The sequence below is a fragment of the Actinoplanes sp. NPDC024001 genome, from assembly GCF_040638955.1.
Taxonomy (GTDB): Bacteria; Actinomycetota; Actinomycetes; order Mycobacteriales; family Micromonosporaceae; genus Actinoplanes.
The window spans coordinates 1-17,649 of sequence record NZ_JBEZZB010000195.1; the positions used below are offsets into that span (position 1 = coordinate 1).

Consider the following 17,649-nt stretch of genomic DNA (forward strand, 5'->3'; position numbering starts at 1 on the left):
GCGGCGTCCGGCCGGTCGCGGCGGCCTCGCTCAGGGCGGCGGCCAGCGCGGTCTCGTCCTCCGGGTCGGTGAACCGCAGCCAGCTGCCGTCACCGGCGAGCCGGGCCACCTCGCGGTGGGCCGGGATCGGCGCGGCGACGGTGGGCAGGCCGGCCGCGAGGGCGTCGGCCACCGCCATCCCGAAGGCCTCGTGCGCCGAGGCGGAGACGGCCGCGGAGGCCTGCGCCAGGCAGGCGTCGAAGGCGGCGTCGTCGAGCCGCCCGTGGAACACCACCTGACCGGCCAGGCCGAGGCGGGCGGCGAGCTGACGCCACTGCGCGGCGGCCGGTCCGGTGCCGACGACGTCGAGCCGGTGGTCGGGTCCGAGGTGCGCCATCGCCCGGATCACCCGGTCGACGCGCTTGTACTGTTCCAGCCGCCCGACGCAGAGGATCCGGCGTACCGGGGACGGCGGGGCCGGCGTGCACGGCCGCGGGTCGGTCCCGTTCGGGATGACCACGGCCCGGTCGCCGACCTCGGGGAAGTCGCGCAGCACCAGGTCGCGCTCGGCGGCGGTGACGCAGACGACCGCGCCGGCCCGGGCCATGATGGTGCGCCCGAACGGGCGGTAGAGCGGGTGCAGCGCGGCCCGGAAATGGCTGTGCCCGGTGCCGTGGTAGTGCGGGGTGAAGACCAGCGGGGCCCGGTTGCCGAGGGCGGCGCAGAGCGCGACCAGGGCGTGGTAGCTGTGGGCGTGCAGGACGTCGTACTCCTCGGCGTGCGCGCGCAGCCAGCGCCAGAGCGGCATGGAGAGCCGGTAGTTGCCGGCCGGCACGGTGAGCGGGAAGCGGCGGACCAGAACGCCCTCGACCGTCTCCACGGACCGGCTCGCGTGCTGGGTGATGACCTCGACGTCGTCGCCGGCCGCGGTGAGCCCGGCGACCAGGCGCCGGACATGGGTTTCCACCCCGCCGACGTCGGGGTGGAACGCGTTGGCGACGACGCCGATCCTCATCGCACCTGCCGATCCGCGACCTGCCCGGCCCGGGCCCGGCGCGGCCGCCACTCGCGGGCGATGGTGCGCAGCACCCGCATGCCGTCGGTGAACGCGTTGAGGTTGCTCACCCCGTGGATCCGGTTGTGCTCGAAGGACGCCACCTCGACGATGCTCAGCTCGGCCTGGGCGGCCCGCAGGTTGAGCAGGGTCTCGATCTCGAAGCCGTCGCCCCACAGCCGGCCGTCGGCGTTGTCCGGCGCCGGCGAGGTGCTGTCCAGGTCGAAGACGTCCAGGTGCCGGGCCCAGAACGCGTTGTAGCCGTAGCAGAGGTCGCTGTAGCGGGTGCCGAACAGCAGGTTGACCAGCATGCTCAGGCACTTGTTGCCGGCCCGGCGCAGCCGGGTGATGTCGGCGCTGCCGCCGGCCGGCCGGAACCGGGATCCCTTGGCGAAGTCGGCGCCGGAGCGCAGGGCCTCGACGAAGGCCGGGATCTCCAGCGGGTCGGTGGACCCGTCGGCGTCGATCATGACGATGATGTCGCCGGTCGCCTCGGCGAACCCGCAGGCCAGGGCGTTGCCCTTGCCACGGCGGTTCTGCCGGACCACCCGGATGTCCGGGCGCAGCCGGCGCGCGACGGCCACGGTGTCGTCCGTGGAGCCGCCGTCGACCAGGACGATCTCGTCGACCTGGGGCAGCCGCGCGAAGACGTGCGGCAGATTCTGGGCCTCGTTCAGCGCCGGGACGATGACGCTGACCGTGGGTTCTTTCGGTCCCGTTTGAGCCGGCGGCCTGGCGATGATCCGCTCGGTACCGGTCTCGCCGGGGAGCACACGGTCGACCGTGGGCATGTCTGTCTCCGATCGGGCAGGGTGGAGCCGGCCCGGTCCGGGCCGGAGGGATTGGATACGCGTGACAAGAAGCAGCGAGGGGGCGGACGGCCGGCACCGGGGCGGCGGCGCCGGCGATGCTCACGCCTGCGGCGCGTCGATCGTCCAGTCGTAGACGTCCTGGCGGGAGGTGACCTCGCCGGTGGCGGCGGTGAAGCCGATCCAGCCGTTCTCGGTCCCGGCGCCCTTGGCCAGGTCGACGGTCTGGTTCAGCAGCAGGTTCTCGGTGGCGCCGGCCGACAGCGAGCGCACGTACACCTTGAGGTTGTGACCGGCGGCGTCGTAGCGCACGCGGGCCTGGAAGGGCTTGCCGAGCAGCGGCATCGACGCCTCGGCGGCGGCGGAGTGGTGGTCCGGGTTGCCGCCGAGCACCACGGCGAGGTGGTTGCTGCTCGGGTCCGGGGTGTTCTGGTAGGTGTCGAACTCGACCGCGACGCTGTTGCGGATGCCGCGGTAGCCGAGGCCACCGCCCCAGCCGCCGAGCGCACGGGGCCCGGCGCCCTGGGCCAGGAAGGCGATGCCGTCGGCGCCCGGCTTGCCGTGGTGCAGGTACGCCTTGAACGACGTCTCGAAGGACTCGGTCAGGTCGACCTGCTGGGTGGACCAGGCCGATCCGGCCTCTTTGAAGCTGCCGTTCGTCAGGCGGATCACCCGGTGCGCGCCGCGCTCCGAGGTCACCATGGCGGTGCCGTTGAGCGCGAGCGACTCCGCGTACCCGGTGTCGATCGGCTTGAGAGTCAGGGCATCGCCGTCGGCGGCGGAAGCGCCTCCGGCGTGCACCCCGGCCAGTACGGAGAGCAGGGCGGAGACCAGGAGGCCGCCCCGCACGATTCTGGAGGAACGCACGACATGCTCCGTTTCAGTGGGTTTGCCCGACTAAGACCTGGCAAAGGTAGGACAGACCACGGAGCCGCGTGAGCGAGTCGCGGTTATTTACCCCCGACGGTTTCCCGGCCCCACTGCTCGGCGCTGGCCAGGGCGCCCGAGACGGGCACGCGGTGCTCCTTCGTCAGCGCCGCAGGCGCTCGTGTCTCGGGTCGAAGAGTGGTTCGGTGGCAACCGTGGCGAGCAGCCGCCGGTCGAAGTATCCGATCTCCACCTGTGTCCCCGGCTCGCACAGGGCGGTGGGCAGCCAGGCGTACGCGATCGGCCCACCCACCGTGTAGCCGTACGCCGCGCTGGTCACATGGCCCACCGCGAAGCCGCCCGCGTACACCGGCTCGTTGCCCATCGGCATGTCCTCGGTGTCGGCGACGGTGAGGCAGGCGAGCCGCCGGTCCGGCGGCGTCGCCGGCCGGGCCTGCGGGCGCACCGCGAAGCCCAGCCCGGCCTGGAACGGGTCGTCCTCGCATGTCATGTCGACGCCCCAGGCCCGGTAGCCCTTCTCCAGGCGCAGGCTGTTGAAGGCGAGCCGGCCGGCGGCGATCAGGCCCAGCTCGGGGCCGGCCTCCCAGAGGGTGTCCCAGAGCCGCGGGCCGTACTCGGCCCGGGTGTAGATCTCCCAGCCCAGCTCGCCGACGTAGGACAGGCGCAGCATGGTGACCGGGACCATGCCCAGATAGCCCTCCCGGACCTGGAAGTACTTGAACTTCTCGGCCGAGACGTCGACGTCGGTGAGCGGGGCGACCAGCTCCCGGGCGCGCGGGCCCCAGACGCCCAGGCCGCAGGTGCCGCCGGTGACGTCGCGGACGGACACCCCGGCGGGCGCGTGCCGCAGCAGCCAGTCCAGGTCGAGCGGGCCGTTCACGCCCACCTGGAACCGGTCCTCGGCGAGCCGGGCCACGGTGATGTCGCTGCGGATGCCACCGGCCGCGTCGAGCAGCAGGGTGTAGACCACGGCGCCCACCGGCCGGTCGACGTCGCCGCTGGTCAGGCCGTTGAGGAAGGAGACCGGGCCGATCACCTCCAGGCGGGTGAGCGGGGTCATGTCGTAGAGGGCGACGCGCCGCCGGGTCAGCCGGGCCTCGGTCTCGGCGATCGGCGACCAGTGCCGGGCGGACCACTCGTCGCGGGGCCGCAGCTCCTCGGGGGGCGGGTTGGTCGCGTACCAGAGTGGTCTCTCCCAGCCCATCGCCTCGCCGAAGGTCGCGCCGAGCGCCACCTGGCGGGAGTGGAACGGGCTGACCCGCAGGTTGCGCACCGCGGGTGGGTCCAGCGGGTGAATGATGTCGTAGACCTCGACGAAGCTGCGGATCGCGCGTTTGCGCACGTAGCCGGGGGCGAGCTGGGCCGGGTCGAAGCGGTTGAGGTCGCACTCGTGCAGGTCGATGCCGGGCCGGCCGTCCACCATCCACTCGGCGACGGCCTTCGCGGCGCCGGCCGAGTGGGTGATCCAGATCGCCTCGGCGACCCAGAAGCCGCGCAGGTCGCGCGCCTCGCCGAGCAGCGGGAACCCGTCCGCGGTGAACGAGAAGACGCCGTTGAAGGCGTCGTCCAGGGTCGTGCCGCGCAGCGCCGGGATCAGCTCGGTCGCCGCCGACCAGGAGGTCTTGAAGGCGTCCGGGGTGAACGGCAGCATCGACGGGTGCGCGTCGCCGGGCAGGTCGGCGAGCTCCACCGGCATCGGTTCGTGCAGGTAGGAGCCGATGCCGAGCCGGTCGCCGTGGGCCCGGAAGTAGAGGTCACGGTCCTGGTGGCGCAGGATCGGGAGGTCGTCGGTGGCGCCGGCCGGGGTGGTGCGGACATATTGGTGGGCCATCGGCAGCAGCGGGATCGGCACGCCGGCCAGCTTGCCGATCTCCGGGCCCCAGAAGCCGGCGCAGCTGACCACGATGTCCGCGGGATAGCTTTCGTCCGCCGTGCTCACCCCGGTGACCCGGCCATCAGACGAGTCGATCCGATTCACACGGACATTTCCGATAAATCGGGCGCGTGAGCGCGTTGCCTGCGCCTCGGCTGCTTTCACGGCCGACGCCAGACCATCGGTCGGCACGTGCAACCCACCCAGGATGACCGATTTTTCCACCAGCGGAAAAAGCGAAACGCACTCATCCGGGTCCACCAGGAAGGACGAGATCCCCCACGACTGACCGAAGCCGAACCGCCGGTGCAGCTCGGCGAGCCGTTCCGGCGTGGTCGCCACTTCCAGGCTGCCCACCGGCGAGAAACAGCCCAGCTCGGCGTACTTGTCCACGGTGTACCGGGCGAACCGGGCCATGGTCCGTGACGGGTTGGTCTGGAAGACCAGGCCGGGCGCGTGCGAGCTGGAGCCGCCGGTCACGAAGAGCGGCCCCTGCTCCAGCACGGTGACGTCGGTCCACCCGCGCGCGGCCAGCTCATCGGCGAGGGCGCAGCCGACCACGCCCGCGCCGATGATCACGACCTTCGGTCCGGCCATCGATCAGCTCCCGGCCGGCATCCACGGCTTCCAGGTGGCCTCGTGCTCGGTCACCCATTTCTCGGCGGCCTGCTCCGGGGTCATGCCCTGGTTGGTGAGGTAGTCGGAGACCAGGTTCTGGTCGTCGTTGGTCCACTTGAAGTTCTTCACCAGCTGGTAGGCGGCCCCGCCGGTGTCCGCGAACTTCTTGCTGACGATCTTGTCGAGGGCGTAGTCGGGGTAGTCGCAGGCCACCTTCTTCGGGTCGGCGTCACACCCCTCGGTGTACGGCGGCAGCTTCACCCGGGCGTACTTCTCCTTCGCGAACAGCCACTGCGGCTCGTAGAAGTAGAAGAGCAGCGGCTTCTTCTGCGCGGTGGCCTGCTGAGCAGCCTTGATCAGGGCGGCCTCGCTGCCGGAGTAGACCACCTTGTAGTTCAGTTTCAGGTTCGCCACCAGCGCCTCGTCGTTGGTGACGTACGACGGGTCGCCGTCGAGCAGCTGACCCTTGCCACCGGACTCGGAGGTCTTGAACAGCTCGGCGTACTTGTTCAGGTTCTTCCAGTCGGTGATGTCCGGGTACTGGTCGGCCATCCACTGCGGCACGTACCAGCCGATCACGCCGGTGTTGCCGGTCGGGCCGGCGTCCACGGCGACCTTCTTCTCCTCGATGTAGGTCTTCTTCAGGTCGTCGTGGCCCCAGTTCTCCACGATCGCGTCCACCTCGCCGGTCTCGAAGCCTTGCCAGGAGATCTCCTCCTTCAGGTTCTTCGTCTCGACGGTGTACCCGAGTTTCTTCTCCAGCAGGTACTCGATGACGGCGGCGTTCGACTCGTACCCCACCCAGGGGTTGACCGCCAGGTTGACCGTGCCCTTGCTGCCGGCGCTCGGTGCCGGCTCGCCGGAGTCCGAGGTGGCGCCCTCGCAGCCGGCGGCGAACAACAGACTGAAGATCGCGACGTAGGAGAGTCTCATGCGGAGGATCCCTTCGAGTGGATTCCTTGAGTGAGGCGGTCCAGCAGGACGCCGAGCAGCACGATCGCGAAGCCGGCGGCCAGCCCGCGGCCGAAGTCCTCGCGCTGGGAGAAACCGGCGACCACGTCGTAACCGAGTGCGCCGGCACCGACCAGGCCGCCGACCACGACCATCGCCAGCACCATCACGATCCCCTGGTTGACGGCGAGCAGCAGGCCGCCGCGGGCCATCGGCAGCTGCACCTTCCAGAGCAGCTGCCGCGGCGTCGACCCGGCCGAGAGCGCAGCCTCGACCGCCGTCGCGGGGACGTCCCGGATGCCCCGCTCGACCAGCCGGACCACCGGCGGGACGGCGAAGATGACCGCCGCGACGATCGCGGTGAACCGGCTCGCGCCGAAGAGCGCGACGGCCGGCAGCAGGTAGACGAAGGACGGCATGGTCTGCGCCGCGTCCAGCAGCGGCCGGACCGTGGTGGCGAGCCGGTCGTGCCGGGCGCAGAGCACGCCCGCCCACACCCCGGCCAGCAGGGTCAGCGCGGTGGCGACCAGGACCGTGGCCAGGGTCTGCATGGCGTGGACCCACAGACCGAGGGCGGCCACCCCGGCAGCCGCCGCGGCCGCGACCAGGGCCGGCCGCCAGCCGGCGACCAGCAGGCCGAAGCCGAGGACGAGCAGCACGAACAACCACCACGGTGTGGTTACGAGCAGGTGCTCGAGCGGGTTCAGCAGAACCGTGCTGACGGTGTTCTTCAGCCATTCGGTCCCGGCGTACCAGTGCAGCTCCACCCAGGCGGTGAGCCGGTTGACCGGTGCGGCGAAGGAGAATGTCGGCACCCGGTCGCCGACCGGCAGCAACACCACGATCATGGCCGCGACCAGCACCGGAACCGCCACCCGCCAGGATCGGGGGCGCCGCCGGGACGCGGCCGTGGTCACCCGGTCCAGCACCACCGCCATGATCACGATGGCCAGGCCGGCGTCGAAGGCGGCGCCGACGTTCACCCGTTCGAGGGCCCGCACGATGTTCTGCCCCAGACCGGGCGCGTCGATCAGGGCGGTCACCACCACCATCGAGAGCGCCATCATGATCGTCTGGTTGACCGCGAGGATCAGCACCGGCCGGGCCATCGGCAGCCGGACCTTGGTCAGCAGCTGCCGGCGGGTGGAGCCCTGCGCGGCGGCCGCCTCCACCGCGACCGGCGCCACCCCGGCGATCCCCAGCTGGGTGATCCGGATGGTCACCGGCACCGCGTAGATCAGTGTCGCGATCACCGCGGCCGGCGAGCCGATCAGGAAGAGCAGCGTCATCGGCGCCAGATAGGCGAAGGTCGGCATGATCTGCATGACGTCGAGCACCGGCCGCAGCGCCGCGCCGACCCACCGGACCCGTGCGGCGAGCACCCCGAGCGGGATCCCGATCAGCACCGAGACCAGCACCGCGGACAGGGTCAGGGCCAGGGTGTCCACGCTCTCGGTCCACAGGCCCAGCACCGCGAAACTCAGGAAACCGGCGACCGCGAGCAGGGCGGCCCGCCAGCCGGCGAGCACGAACGACACCGCCCCGGCGACCGCGACCAGCCCGGCGAAGCCGAGCCCGGTCAGCGCCGCGGTCACCGCCTCGACCAGCAGTCGCACGCCGAGCCGCAGATAGTTCACACCGAACAGGAAGACCGGATGGCTGTCCCGGTTCGTGTCGACCCAGTCCCGGACCGCGTCGAAGAACCGGAACGCGGCGGCGTCCGCCGCGTCCGCGGCCTGCGTGGTGCGAAAGCTGAGATAGGCGCCGACAGCGACCACGACGAACAACCCCGCGAGGGTACGACCTACGCGCGGCCCCGTGACCGGCCACCGGGCGTCGGGACCGTCGGTCCGCAGCTCGGGCCGGCTCACCGTCGCCGTCACGCCCCACCCCCTGTCGGCACCTGGCGGCGGTGGGCGAGCAGGGCCGGCAGCAGCTGTTCGGCGTCGACCACGCCGACCCGGCGGTCGCCGTCCACCACCGGGACCGGGTGGGCGGCGCGCAGCACCCGCGGCACCGCGTCGCGGATCACCGTGTCCTGCGGGAGGGGCGTGTCCTCGAAGCGCTCGCCGTCGGCGGCCGGCCGGATGATCCAGCGCAGGGTGAGCACGTCGGCGCGGGGGACGTCCCGGACGAAGTCCGCCACGTACCCGTCGGCCGGCGCGCCCACCAGGTCCTCCGGGGTGCCGACCTGGACCAGCTCGCCGTCGCGGAGCACGGCGATCCGGTCGCCCAGGGTGAGCGCCTCGGCCAGGTCGTGGGTGATGAAGACCAGCGTCTTGCCGACCTCCGCGTGCAGCCGCCGCACCTCGGCCTGCATGTCCCGGCGGATCAGCGGATCCAGCGCGCTGAACGGCTCGTCGAAGAGCAGCACCTCCGGGTCGGTGGCGAGCGCCCGGGCCAGCCCGACCCGCTGCTGCATCCCGCCGGAGAGCTGCTCGGGAAGCTGGTGCTCGTGGCCGGTGAGCCCGACCAGCGCCAGCATCTCGGCGGCCCGGCGGTGCCGCTCGGCCCGGCCCACCCCCTGGATCTCCAGCCCGTAGGCCACGTTGTCCAGCACCTCCCGGTGCGGCAGCAGCCCGAAATGCTGGAACACCATCGCCACCCGGTGCCGGCGCAGCTCCCGCAGGCGTTTCGCGGACATCGCCCGGACCGGCTCGCCGTCCAGGCAGACCTCCCCGGCGGTCGGCTCGATCAGCCGGGTCAGGCAGCGGACCAGGGTGGACTTGCCGCTGCCGGAGAGGCCCATCACCACGAAGACCTCGCCCGGCTGCACCTCGAAGCTGACGTCCCGGACCGCCACCAGGCAGCCGGTCCGCGCTCGCAGCTCGTCCCGGGACAGGTCGGCCAGCGGGGTGCCGACGACCCGGTCGGCCCGCGGCCCGAACACCTTCCACAGGCCGGAGACCGCGATCACCGGGGTCACCGCGTCACCCCCGTCCGATCAGGTCGGCGGCCCGCTCACCGATCATCAGCACCGCGACCATCGGGTTCACCGAGGTCATCGTGGGGAAGACGGAGGCGTCGGCGATCCGTACGTTGTCGAACCCGCGCAGCCTCAACTCGGGGTCGACGACCGCGCCCGGGTCGTCGGCGGCGCCCATCCGGCACGTGCCGGCCGGGTGGTAGACGGTGTGGTGGGCGGCCCGTCCGTAGGCCGAGAGCTCCTCGTCGGTGCGCAACTGCGGCCCCGGGGCGATCTCCCGGGCGATCCACGAGGCGAACGGTTCGGTGGCCGCGACCTCCCGCGCCAGCCGCAGGCCGTCCACGATGGTGCGCTCGTCGTACCCCTCGGGGTCGGTGAAATAGCGGAAGTCCAGCAGCGGCTTGAGGTCCGGATCGGCCCCGGCCAGCGTCAGCCGGCCCACGCTGCGCGGTCGCGGCACGTTCGGGGTCATCCCGAAGCCGTGTTCGGGTACGTCGTAGCCGAGCCGCTCGGTGTTGACCGTGAACGGGATCTGATAAAGGTGGAACATCAGGTCGGGGCGGGCGGCGGCCGGGTCCCGGCGGACGAACAGGCCGGCGTCCGAGTCCATCGCCGACATCGGCGGGATCGGCCGGCTCGCCTCCCAGAGGATCAGCGACTCGGGGTGGTCGAGCAGATGCTCGCCGACGCCGGGCAGATCCTCCCGCACGGCGATCCCGAGCCGTTCCAGGTCGGCGGCCGGGCCGATGCCGGAGAGCAGCACCAGCCGCGGGGTGTCGATCGCGCCGGCGCAGAGCACGTACTCCTGCCGGGCCCGGATCAGCTTGACCCCCTCGGCGTCACGCACCGTGACCCCGCGCTCGGGGTCCAGGTGGTACGCCCAGGTCTCGGTCCGGATCGTCAGGTTCGGCCGGCCCAGGTGCGGATGCAGATAGGCGACCGAGGCGGACGACCGGATCCCGGTCTCCGGGTGGTAGCCGACCGGGAAGAAACCGGTGCCGTCGGCGAACGGGCCGGCGTTGAAGTCCTCGTGCACCGGGACGCCGAGCGCGGCGTGACAGGCGGCGACGAAGTCGGTGGCCAGCGGGTTGCGGTCGGCCTCGGCCACCGGACTGATATTGATCGCCAGCCGCTTCCAGTAGGGCAGCATCTCGTCATAGGACCAACCGGCGGCGCCGGCTGTCACCCAATCGGCGAAATCCTCCGCCGGAGGCAGAAAACTGATCATGGTGTTGTGCGAGGAACACCCGCCCAGCACCCGGGCCCGGGAATGCCGCAGATGCGAATTGCCACGCGGCTGCGCCACGATCGGATAGTCGTAGTCGAATGCGGTCTCCAGCAGGCCGAGCCAGTTCCGCAGCCGGAGTATGCGCTGGTCACCGACGTCGGACGGGCCGCCTTCGAGCAGGCAGACCCGCAGGCCGGGATCGGCCGAGAGCCGGGACGCGACGACCGATCCGGCCGTGCCCCCGCCGACGATCACCACGTCGTACTCGATCGTTTCCAGTTTGCGCCACCTTCCCTCAGGTATCGGGCGCTCCGCGACACAGGATCTTCAAGGTCAGTGGCGTCGGTCAATGGGGGCGAGTGTGTTTTACCCCTGCGCAATAAACCCCGGCATACTCATCGCGTGGATCATCCGTACCTCGACGCTCCGGGACCGCTGGCGTTCGCGCACCGGGGCGGGGCGGCAGCCGGCGACGAGAACACCGCGGAAGCCTTCGAGCGGGCGATCACTCTCGGCTACCGGTACGTGGAGACCGACGTGCACGCCACGGCGGACGGCGTACCGGTGGTGATCCACGACCCGCGGCTGGACCGGGTCGCCGGGCACCCCGGCCGGGTGGCCGCCCTCACCTGGGCCGACCTGGCCACCGTGCGGGTCGGCGGGGCGTCCGCTGTGCCCCGCCTCGACGAGATCCTCGACGCCTGGCCGCAGGTCCGGTTCAACGTCGACGTGAAGGACGACCGGGTGGTCGAGCCGGCCGTCGAGGCGGTCCGGCGCACCGCCTCCGAGGACCGGGTGCTGCTCGCGTCGTTCAACGACGCCCGCCTGGCCCGGGTCCGCTCCCTGGCCGGCCCGCGGGTGGCGACCTCCCTCGGGATACGCGCGGTCACCCGCCTGCGCCTCGCCTCGGCCACCGGGGTCCGGCTGCGCCTGCCCGCCTCGGTGGTCGCCGCGCAGATCCCGGTGCGGCACGGCGGGATAACCGTGCTCAATCCGCGATTTCTCGCCTATCTGCACCGGCTGGGGCTGGCCGTGCACGTCTGGACGATAGACGATCCGAATGAAATGAATAGGCTTCTCGACATGGGCGTGGACGGCATAATGACCGACCGCATCGACGTGCTTCGCGACGTCTTTTCCGCGCGCGGCCTCTGGCCGGCTTAAGGAACTTCCGCCTCGGCGGGCGTTCGGCTAGCCTCCCAGGTCAGCGTTGTCCGAGCATGATCACGTGAACCGGGGACATCATCCGAACGGATGATGCCGGGGGTTCAAGGTCGGACCCATATTTTTTCCTTAAGTTCCGCATAAGAATTCTTGAATTCACCACCCGGAATTGATTTCTGTGAGACGGGCTCTTAACGTCTGGGCGTCGGCGCCGCAGGGGCGGCCGAAGTCCTGGAATTCGGGGAAAAGAAGGTCACGTCATGCGAAGCTCGGGTCACCGACGCACCCGGATCCTGGCCGCCGGAGCAGTTCTCGTCGCGGTGGGTGGTGTCATCGGGTTCACCCAGTTCGCTCAGGCTGACGACACCGCCTCCACCAAGGCGGCCAGCGAGAGCGGCGCCGGCAAGGTGGTGGGTAACAACCTGACCATCCTCACGGACACCTGCATAGACAGTCAGCTGGAGCGGCACGACGGCTTCCAGAAGGGCAACCGCTGCGTCTCCACCGAGTTCGGCGAGGTCGGATCCGCGGCGAACAACCCGACGTTGCTGATCACCGAGGCCCCCCGGGACGTCGCTCCCGGCACCCCGTTCACGCTCCGGGTCAGCACCCGGAACCTGATCCGGGACCGGTTCCTCGCGGCCGGGCAGGGCGGCTACTACGTGGAGAGCAGCGTCCTGCAGAACGGCCTGGTCCGCGGCCACTTCCACACCGCCTGCCGGATGCTGACCAGCACCGACCAGGCGCCCGACCCCGCGCCGGTGCCGGCGTTCTTCGTCGCCACCGAGGACAGCCGCGGTGGCGCCACCCCGGACACGGTCACCATCCAGGTGCCCGGCCTGCCGGAGGAGGGCACCGCTCAGTGCTCGTCGTGGGCCGGTGACGGCTCGCACCGGATCCCGATGATGGAGCGCGCCAACCAGACCCCGGCGCTCGACTCCGTCCGCATCACCGTCCGCGCCGCCGGCGACAACGACGGCGGCGACAACGACGGCGGCAACAACGACGGCGGTGACAACGACGGCGGCAACAACAACGGTGGTGGCGGGAACAACAACGGCGGCAACACCGGTGGCAACACCGGCGGCGGTGGCAACACCGGCGGCGGTGACGACACCAACAGCGGCGGGGTGAAGCCGACCCCCTCGAAGCCCGCCGCGACCAAGCCGGCCACCACGCAGCCGACCACCAAGGCGACGCAGCCGACGACGAAGGCGACCCAGCCGACCACCAAGGCCACGCAGCCGACGGCCAAGGCGACCACGAAGGCGACCACCACGCCGCCGCGGACCAGCTCCGACAACCGCGACGACGAGGGCACCTCCTCGGCCGAGAACGAGTCCTCGTCGAACGAGTCCTCGAACGGCAACCAGGAGAACACCGAGTCGACGCAGTCCGAGGAGACCGCCGAGCCGCGGACCACGAAGAAGGCGGCCAAGCCCCAGCCGACCGAGACCGAGACCGACGGTCCCGCTCTCGCCGCCGGTGAGGACGACGGCGCCCCCGACGACTACCAGTACGACTCCGCTCCCACCGAGGAGACCGTCGCCGAGCCGCCCGCCGAGCAGAGCGGACCGCTCGCCCTGATCAGCAACAACCTGGCCTGGGTCGGCGGTGGCGCGGTCTTCCTGCTGATCGCCCTGATCGCGGTGGCCTTCGCCCGGAGCCGCCCGCGCAACAGCTGGCGCTGAACCCGCACCGCCCCTCGATGATGGGCAGGACCTCCGCCGAGGTCCTGCCCATCGTCATGTCAAGACCTGCGGAGAAACCTCAAATTCCACGGCGCGGAACGGTAGATCCGCGAGAATAAGGGTAGCCTTACCTGCTGATCGTCCCACCGGCAGTGAGGTGCAGTCATGGCGAACCGAGCGACTCGGCCGGCCCACGAGGGCGTGGTCACCCGAGTCGAGCAGCTGACCCCGCACATGATGCGCGTCGTGGTCGGCGGCGAGGCCCTCGCCCGGATCGAGGCCGGGCAGTGCACCGACCACTACATCAAGGTGCTCTTCCCCCAGCCCGGTGTGAGCTATCCGGAGCCGTTCGACATGGGCGTCATCCGGGAGACGATGCCCCGGGAGACCTGGCCCGTCGTGCGCACCTACACGGTGCGCAAATGGCTGCCCGAGATCCCCGAGATGTGGATCGACTTCGTGGTGCACGGCGACACCGGCATCGCCGGCCCGTGGGCTGCCAAGGCGGCCCCCGGCGACATCGTCCGGTTCATGGGCCCCGGCGGCGCCTATGCTCCCAGCCCCGACGCCGCCTGGCATCTGCTGGCCGGTGACGAGAGCGCCCTGCCGGCGATCGCCGCCGCGCTCGAGGGCATGCCGGAAGGCGCCGCGGTGCAGGCGTTCATCGAGGTCGAGGGCCCCGACGAGGAGCAGAAACTCAGCACCCCCGGCAACGCCGAGATCACCTGGCTGCACCGGGGCGCCCGCCCGGTCGGCGAGCTGCTCTGCGACGCGGTGCGCCGTGCCGAGTTCCCCGAGGGCCGGGTGCACGCGTTCGTGCACGGCGAGGCCAACTTCGTCCGCGACCTGCGCGGCTACCTGCGGCGCGAGCGGGGGCTGACGATGGACCAGCTCTCCATCTCCGGCTACTGGCGGCGCGGCATGAACGAGGACGGCTGGCAGTCCAGCAAGCGCGAGTGGAACGAGCAGATCGAGCGTGAGCAGGAGGTCATCGCCACGGTGTAAGTGGCGGTCCCCCGATGTGACCGTACACACCTGGCCGGGCGACCGGGCTGCTCCGCGACCATGATGGGGGCGTGGCACTCCGGGAAGAACAGGCGGTCAGCCGCCGCCAAGGACGCACGTTCACGCTCGTCGCACTGCTGCTCGCGGCGCTGAACCTGCGGCTGGCGGTCACCAGTGTCGGCCCGGTGCTCGCCGAGATCCGGGCCGGGCTCGACATGACGGCGACGCAGGCGGGACTGCTCACGTCCGTACCGGTGCTGTGTTTCGCCTCGATCGGCCTGGCCGCGCCCCGCTTGGCCCGGCGCTTCGGCGCCGCGCCGGTGATCCTCGGCGGTCTGCTGCTGCTCACCGCCGGCCTGCTGGTGCGGCCCTACGCCGGCGGCGCGGTGCTGTTCCTGCTGCTCAGCGCGGTGGCGATGGCCGGCATCGCGCTGGTCAACGTGCTGCTGCCGTCGATCGTCAAGGACCGGTTCCCGGATCAGGTCGGCACCGTCACCGGTTTCTACACGGTCGCGCTCAACATCGGCGCGACCACGGCCGCTGCCGCGACCGTGCCGCTGACCGGCACGTTCGGCGACTGGCGGCTCGGCCTGGCCTGCTGGTCGCTGGCCGCGCTGGTCGCGCTTCCGCCGTGGCTGCTCCTGGCGCGTGACCGCGCCACCACCACAACGTCAACCCCCTCCGGGGTACGGGTGAGCCGGCACCCCGTCGCGTGGGCGCTGGCGGCGTATTTCGGCATGCAGTCCACGTCGGCGTACGTGATCATCGGCTGGCTGCCGCAGATCTACCGCGATGCCGGCGTCTCGGCGGAGAAAGCCGGCGTGCTCTTCGCGGTGACCTCGTTCCTGGGCATCCCGCTGTCGTTCCTGCTGCCGGCGCTGGCCGGCCGGCTGCGCAGCCAGAGCGTCATCGCGCTGGGCCTGGGCGTCTTCGGCGTGGCCGGCTGGGCCGGCCTGTGGCTGGCCCCGGCCGCCGCGCCGTGGCTGTGGGCGATCCTGCTGGGCGTCGCCAACACCGCGTTCCCGCTGGTCCTGACGATGATCGCGCTGCGCGGCCGCAATGCCGGGACGGTGGTGCGGCTGTCCGCGTTCGCGCAGGGTGTGGGCTACCTGATCGCGATTCCCGGTCCGATTCTGATCGGTTTTCTGCACGACGCCACCGGGGGTTGGCAGGTGCCGCTGGCGCTGATGAGCGCCCTGATGATCCCGCAGATGCTCGCCGGCGCGGCCGCCGGCCGGGACCGCCAGGTCTGACGGCCTCGTCCTTCACGCCGCCGCGCTGTCGCCCGGTGGCGGCGGAACAGGCGTAGGGTGCGCCGATGGGGCAGGTGGTGTGGCAGTCCGGTGACGCCTACGAGGCCTACGTCGGCCGGTGGAGCCGTCGGGTCGCAGAGGTCTTCGTGTCCTGGCTCGACGTGGCGCCGGCCCGCCGCTGGCTGGACGTCGGCTGCGGGACCGGTGCGCTGACCGCCCGGATCGGCGCCGTCGCCGAGCCGCTGCGGTTGCTGGGCGTCGACCCCTCCGCCGGTTTCCTCACCACCGCGAAGAAGGCGCTGGGCGACCTGCCGCAGCTCTCTGCCGGCGATGCCACCGCGCTTCCCCTGGCCGACGGCTCGTTCGATGCCGTGGTCAGCGGCCTGGCGCTCAATTTCGTCGGCCGGCCGGAGGTCGCGGTGCGCGAGTTCGCCCGGGTCGCCGCGCCGGGCGGGGTGGTCGCCGCCTACGTCTGGGACTACGCGGCCGGGATGGAGATGATGCGGCACTTCTGGGCGGCGGCCGCCGACCTCGACCCGGCCGCCGCGCCCCTCGCCGAGAACCTCCGCTTCCCGCTGTGCCGCGACGACGCACTCGCGGAACTCTGGACCGCGGCCGGCCTGCGCGCCGTCGCCACCCACCGGATCGTGATCCCCACGGTGTTCACCGACTTCGACGACTACTGGCAGCCGTTCCTGGGCGGTCAGGGCCCGGCGCCCGGCTATGTCGCCACCCGCTCCGGCCCGGACCGCGATGCCCTCCGTGACCTGCTGCGCGCCCGCCTGCCGGTCCGAGCCGACGGCGCCATCGCCCTGACCGCCGCGGCCTGGGCCGTCCGCGGAACGGCCTGACCAGCGGATGTCCGCCGGTGGCGCGCTGCGCTCCGCCGGTCTACGCCGCCCGGGTTGTGCGTCCGTGCCGACGGCCGGGCGGGTGGTCGCCGAGCTGCCCTTCGAGCTGGCCGCCTACGTGCCGGGGCGGCTCGCCGGTCGGCCGGTCAGACCGGGGCCGTCGTGCGGAGGCGGCGCAGGACCGGCTCGAAGCGATCCATGAACATGGCGTTGACCGCGACGTAGGAGAAGCCGGCCTCGTCCCGCCGCCGCCGGAGCTCGTCAGCGATCCGGTCCGGCTCACCGATCAGGAAGCTCGCACCGCCGGCCGCCGCCATCGCCCGGGCATCCCCACCCACCTGGCGCGACACCCAGTAGGGCAGCGCGTCCACGGTCGGCGCCACCGCCGCCACGTTGAACTGCAGCTCGACCTCACCGGCACGGTCCCCCGCCATGCCGCGGAACCGTTCCGCCATCCGCGCCAACTCGGCGAACGGAACACCCGGCGGCAACCCGAAGGTCACCATGTCAGCCTGCTCAGCGGCGAGCCGCAGCATGCCCGGCTTTCCGGCGGCAATCAGAATCGGCGGCGGCTCCGGCAATTCCCGCACCGCCCGGATGGTCTCCGCAACGCGGCGCAGCCGCTCCCCCGGAGTGCCGAACCCACCGCCGAGCGCAACCGCGTCCGCTTCCGCGGCCGGTCGCCCGCCCCCGATCCCCAGCTCCAGGCGCCCGTCACTCAGCGTCTGCAGGCTGCGCGCCTCCCAGGCGACCTGCGCCGGTGTCCGGTTGGGCGCGCTGAGCACGTAGCTCCCCACCCGCAAACTGCTGGTCACGGCAGCAGCCGAGGCAAGCGCCGCGAACGGCGCCAGGGTGAAGAGCGTGTCCGGTACGAGCAGGGCGTCATACCCGAGCTGCTCAGCCTTCCGCGCGATGCCCACCCACTCGGTGCCGGAGTGAGCCAGCCCCGCGACGACCCCGAATCGAAACGCACGCTCAGTCATGCAGCCAGCGTGGCGTGGTCGATGGTTGACCGCGTCCGCTGTCAGGCGGCAGTGCCCCTACGCCCCGGGACGTAGCGCACCGCCCTCGCTGGGCGCCGTCGCGGCATCCCGCGGCCTTGCTCGGCCGGCTCCCATGCACCGAATACGACCGCTCAGACGACCCTGAGCGGCAGCCGACGTTGGCCGGTTGGAGGCCAGGGACCGACAGAGCCGGTGGCTGAGTGAGAGCCGGCCAGCCCGCCGCCGACCTGGGTGGAGCCAAGGCTGGCTGTCACTCACGCACCTAATACTGCTACGGCGGATCACTACTTCGAGTAGTTCTGGATCGTTTCCCGGACGTGGTCACGGTTGAGCAGGTGCAGGGTTGGGACGAGGC

General features: G+C 71.6%; 13 protein-coding genes and 1 pseudogene. 5 read left to right on the top strand and 9 right to left on the bottom strand.

Going from position 1 to position 17,649, the window contains the following annotated elements:
* The 8 genes from AB0F81_RS44125 to AB0F81_RS44160 form a co-directional block, all read right to left on the bottom strand.
* Positions 1-994, bottom strand: a 994-nt coding sequence (locus AB0F81_RS44125) for a glycosyltransferase family 4 protein (protein ID WP_360208925.1), incomplete at its 3' end; no start/stop codon positions are given.
* Positions 991-1,824, bottom strand: coding sequence for a glycosyltransferase family 2 protein (locus tag AB0F81_RS44130; RefSeq protein WP_360208927.1), 834 nt, complete (start codon positions 1,822-1,824; stop codon positions 991-993). The genes AB0F81_RS44125 and AB0F81_RS44130, both read right to left, overlap by 4 nt.
* Positions 1,825-1,944: 120 nt before the next feature.
* Positions 1,945-2,709 (bottom strand): L-type lectin-domain containing protein, encoded by a 765-nt coding sequence (locus AB0F81_RS44135; RefSeq protein WP_360208930.1) that lies wholly within the window; start codon positions 2,707-2,709, stop codon positions 1,945-1,947.
* A gap of 163 nt (positions 2,710-2,872) precedes the next feature.
* Positions 2,873-5,200, bottom strand: a complete 2,328-nt coding sequence (locus AB0F81_RS44140) for an FAD-dependent oxidoreductase (protein WP_360208932.1) — start codon at positions 5,198-5,200, stop codon at positions 2,873-2,875.
* A 3-nt stretch (positions 5,201-5,203) separates the two neighbouring features.
* A complete protein-coding gene (locus AB0F81_RS44145) occupies positions 5,204-6,154 on the bottom strand; it encodes an ABC transporter substrate-binding protein (protein ID WP_360208935.1) in 951 nt (316 codons plus the stop codon).
* Positions 6,151-8,055 (bottom strand): ABC transporter permease subunit, encoded by a 1,905-nt coding sequence (locus tag AB0F81_RS44150; protein ID WP_360208937.1) that lies wholly within the window; start codon positions 8,053-8,055, stop codon positions 6,151-6,153. The genes AB0F81_RS44145 and AB0F81_RS44150 overlap by 4 nt, the downstream gene beginning before the upstream one ends.
* A complete protein-coding gene (locus AB0F81_RS44155; protein ID WP_360208939.1) occupies positions 8,052-9,098 on the bottom strand; it encodes a betaine/proline/choline family ABC transporter ATP-binding protein in 1,047 nt (348 codons plus the stop codon). The genes AB0F81_RS44150 and AB0F81_RS44155 overlap by 4 nt, the downstream gene beginning before the upstream one ends.
* Positions 9,099-9,102: 4 nt before the next feature.
* Entirely contained in the window at positions 9,103-10,584 is a 1,482-nt protein-coding gene (locus AB0F81_RS44160; protein WP_360208942.1) for a GMC oxidoreductase, read from the bottom strand.
* A gap of 144 nt (positions 10,585-10,728) precedes the next feature.
* On the opposite strand from AB0F81_RS44160, the gene AB0F81_RS44165 reads away from it, so the two are divergent.
* The 5 genes and pseudogenes from AB0F81_RS44165 to AB0F81_RS44185 all read left to right on the top strand — a co-directional run bounded on the left by AB0F81_RS44165 (position 10,729) and on the right by AB0F81_RS44185 (position 16,290).
* Positions 10,729-11,490, top strand: a complete 762-nt coding sequence (locus AB0F81_RS44165; protein ID WP_360208945.1) for a glycerophosphodiester phosphodiesterase — start codon at positions 10,729-10,731, stop codon at positions 11,488-11,490.
* A 422-nt stretch (positions 11,491-11,912) separates the two neighbouring features.
* A pseudogene (locus tag AB0F81_RS44170) lies at positions 11,913-12,446 on the top strand (Pecanex-like protein 1); the annotation flags it as partial.
* A 900-nt stretch (positions 12,447-13,346) separates the two neighbouring features.
* Positions 13,347-14,186 carry a siderophore-interacting protein gene (locus AB0F81_RS44175; RefSeq protein ID WP_360208948.1) on the top strand — a complete coding sequence of 280 codons (840 nt, stop codon included), beginning with the start codon at positions 13,347-13,349 and terminating at the stop codon, positions 14,184-14,186.
* 71 nt (positions 14,187-14,257) lie between these two features.
* Complete coding sequence (locus AB0F81_RS44180; RefSeq protein WP_360208951.1) at positions 14,258-15,439, top strand: MFS transporter; 1,182 nt, start codon at positions 14,258-14,260, stop codon at positions 15,437-15,439.
* A 65-nt stretch (positions 15,440-15,504) separates the two neighbouring features.
* Complete coding sequence (locus AB0F81_RS44185) at positions 15,505-16,290, top strand: methyltransferase domain-containing protein (RefSeq protein ID WP_360208954.1); 786 nt, start codon at positions 15,505-15,507, stop codon at positions 16,288-16,290.
* A 146-nt stretch (positions 16,291-16,436) separates the two neighbouring features.
* On the opposite strand, the gene AB0F81_RS44190 is transcribed toward AB0F81_RS44185, so the two are convergent.
* Entirely contained in the window at positions 16,437-17,273 is an 837-nt protein-coding gene (locus AB0F81_RS44190) for an LLM class flavin-dependent oxidoreductase (RefSeq protein WP_360208956.1), read from the bottom strand.
* Positions 17,274-17,649 lie beyond the last annotated feature (376 nt).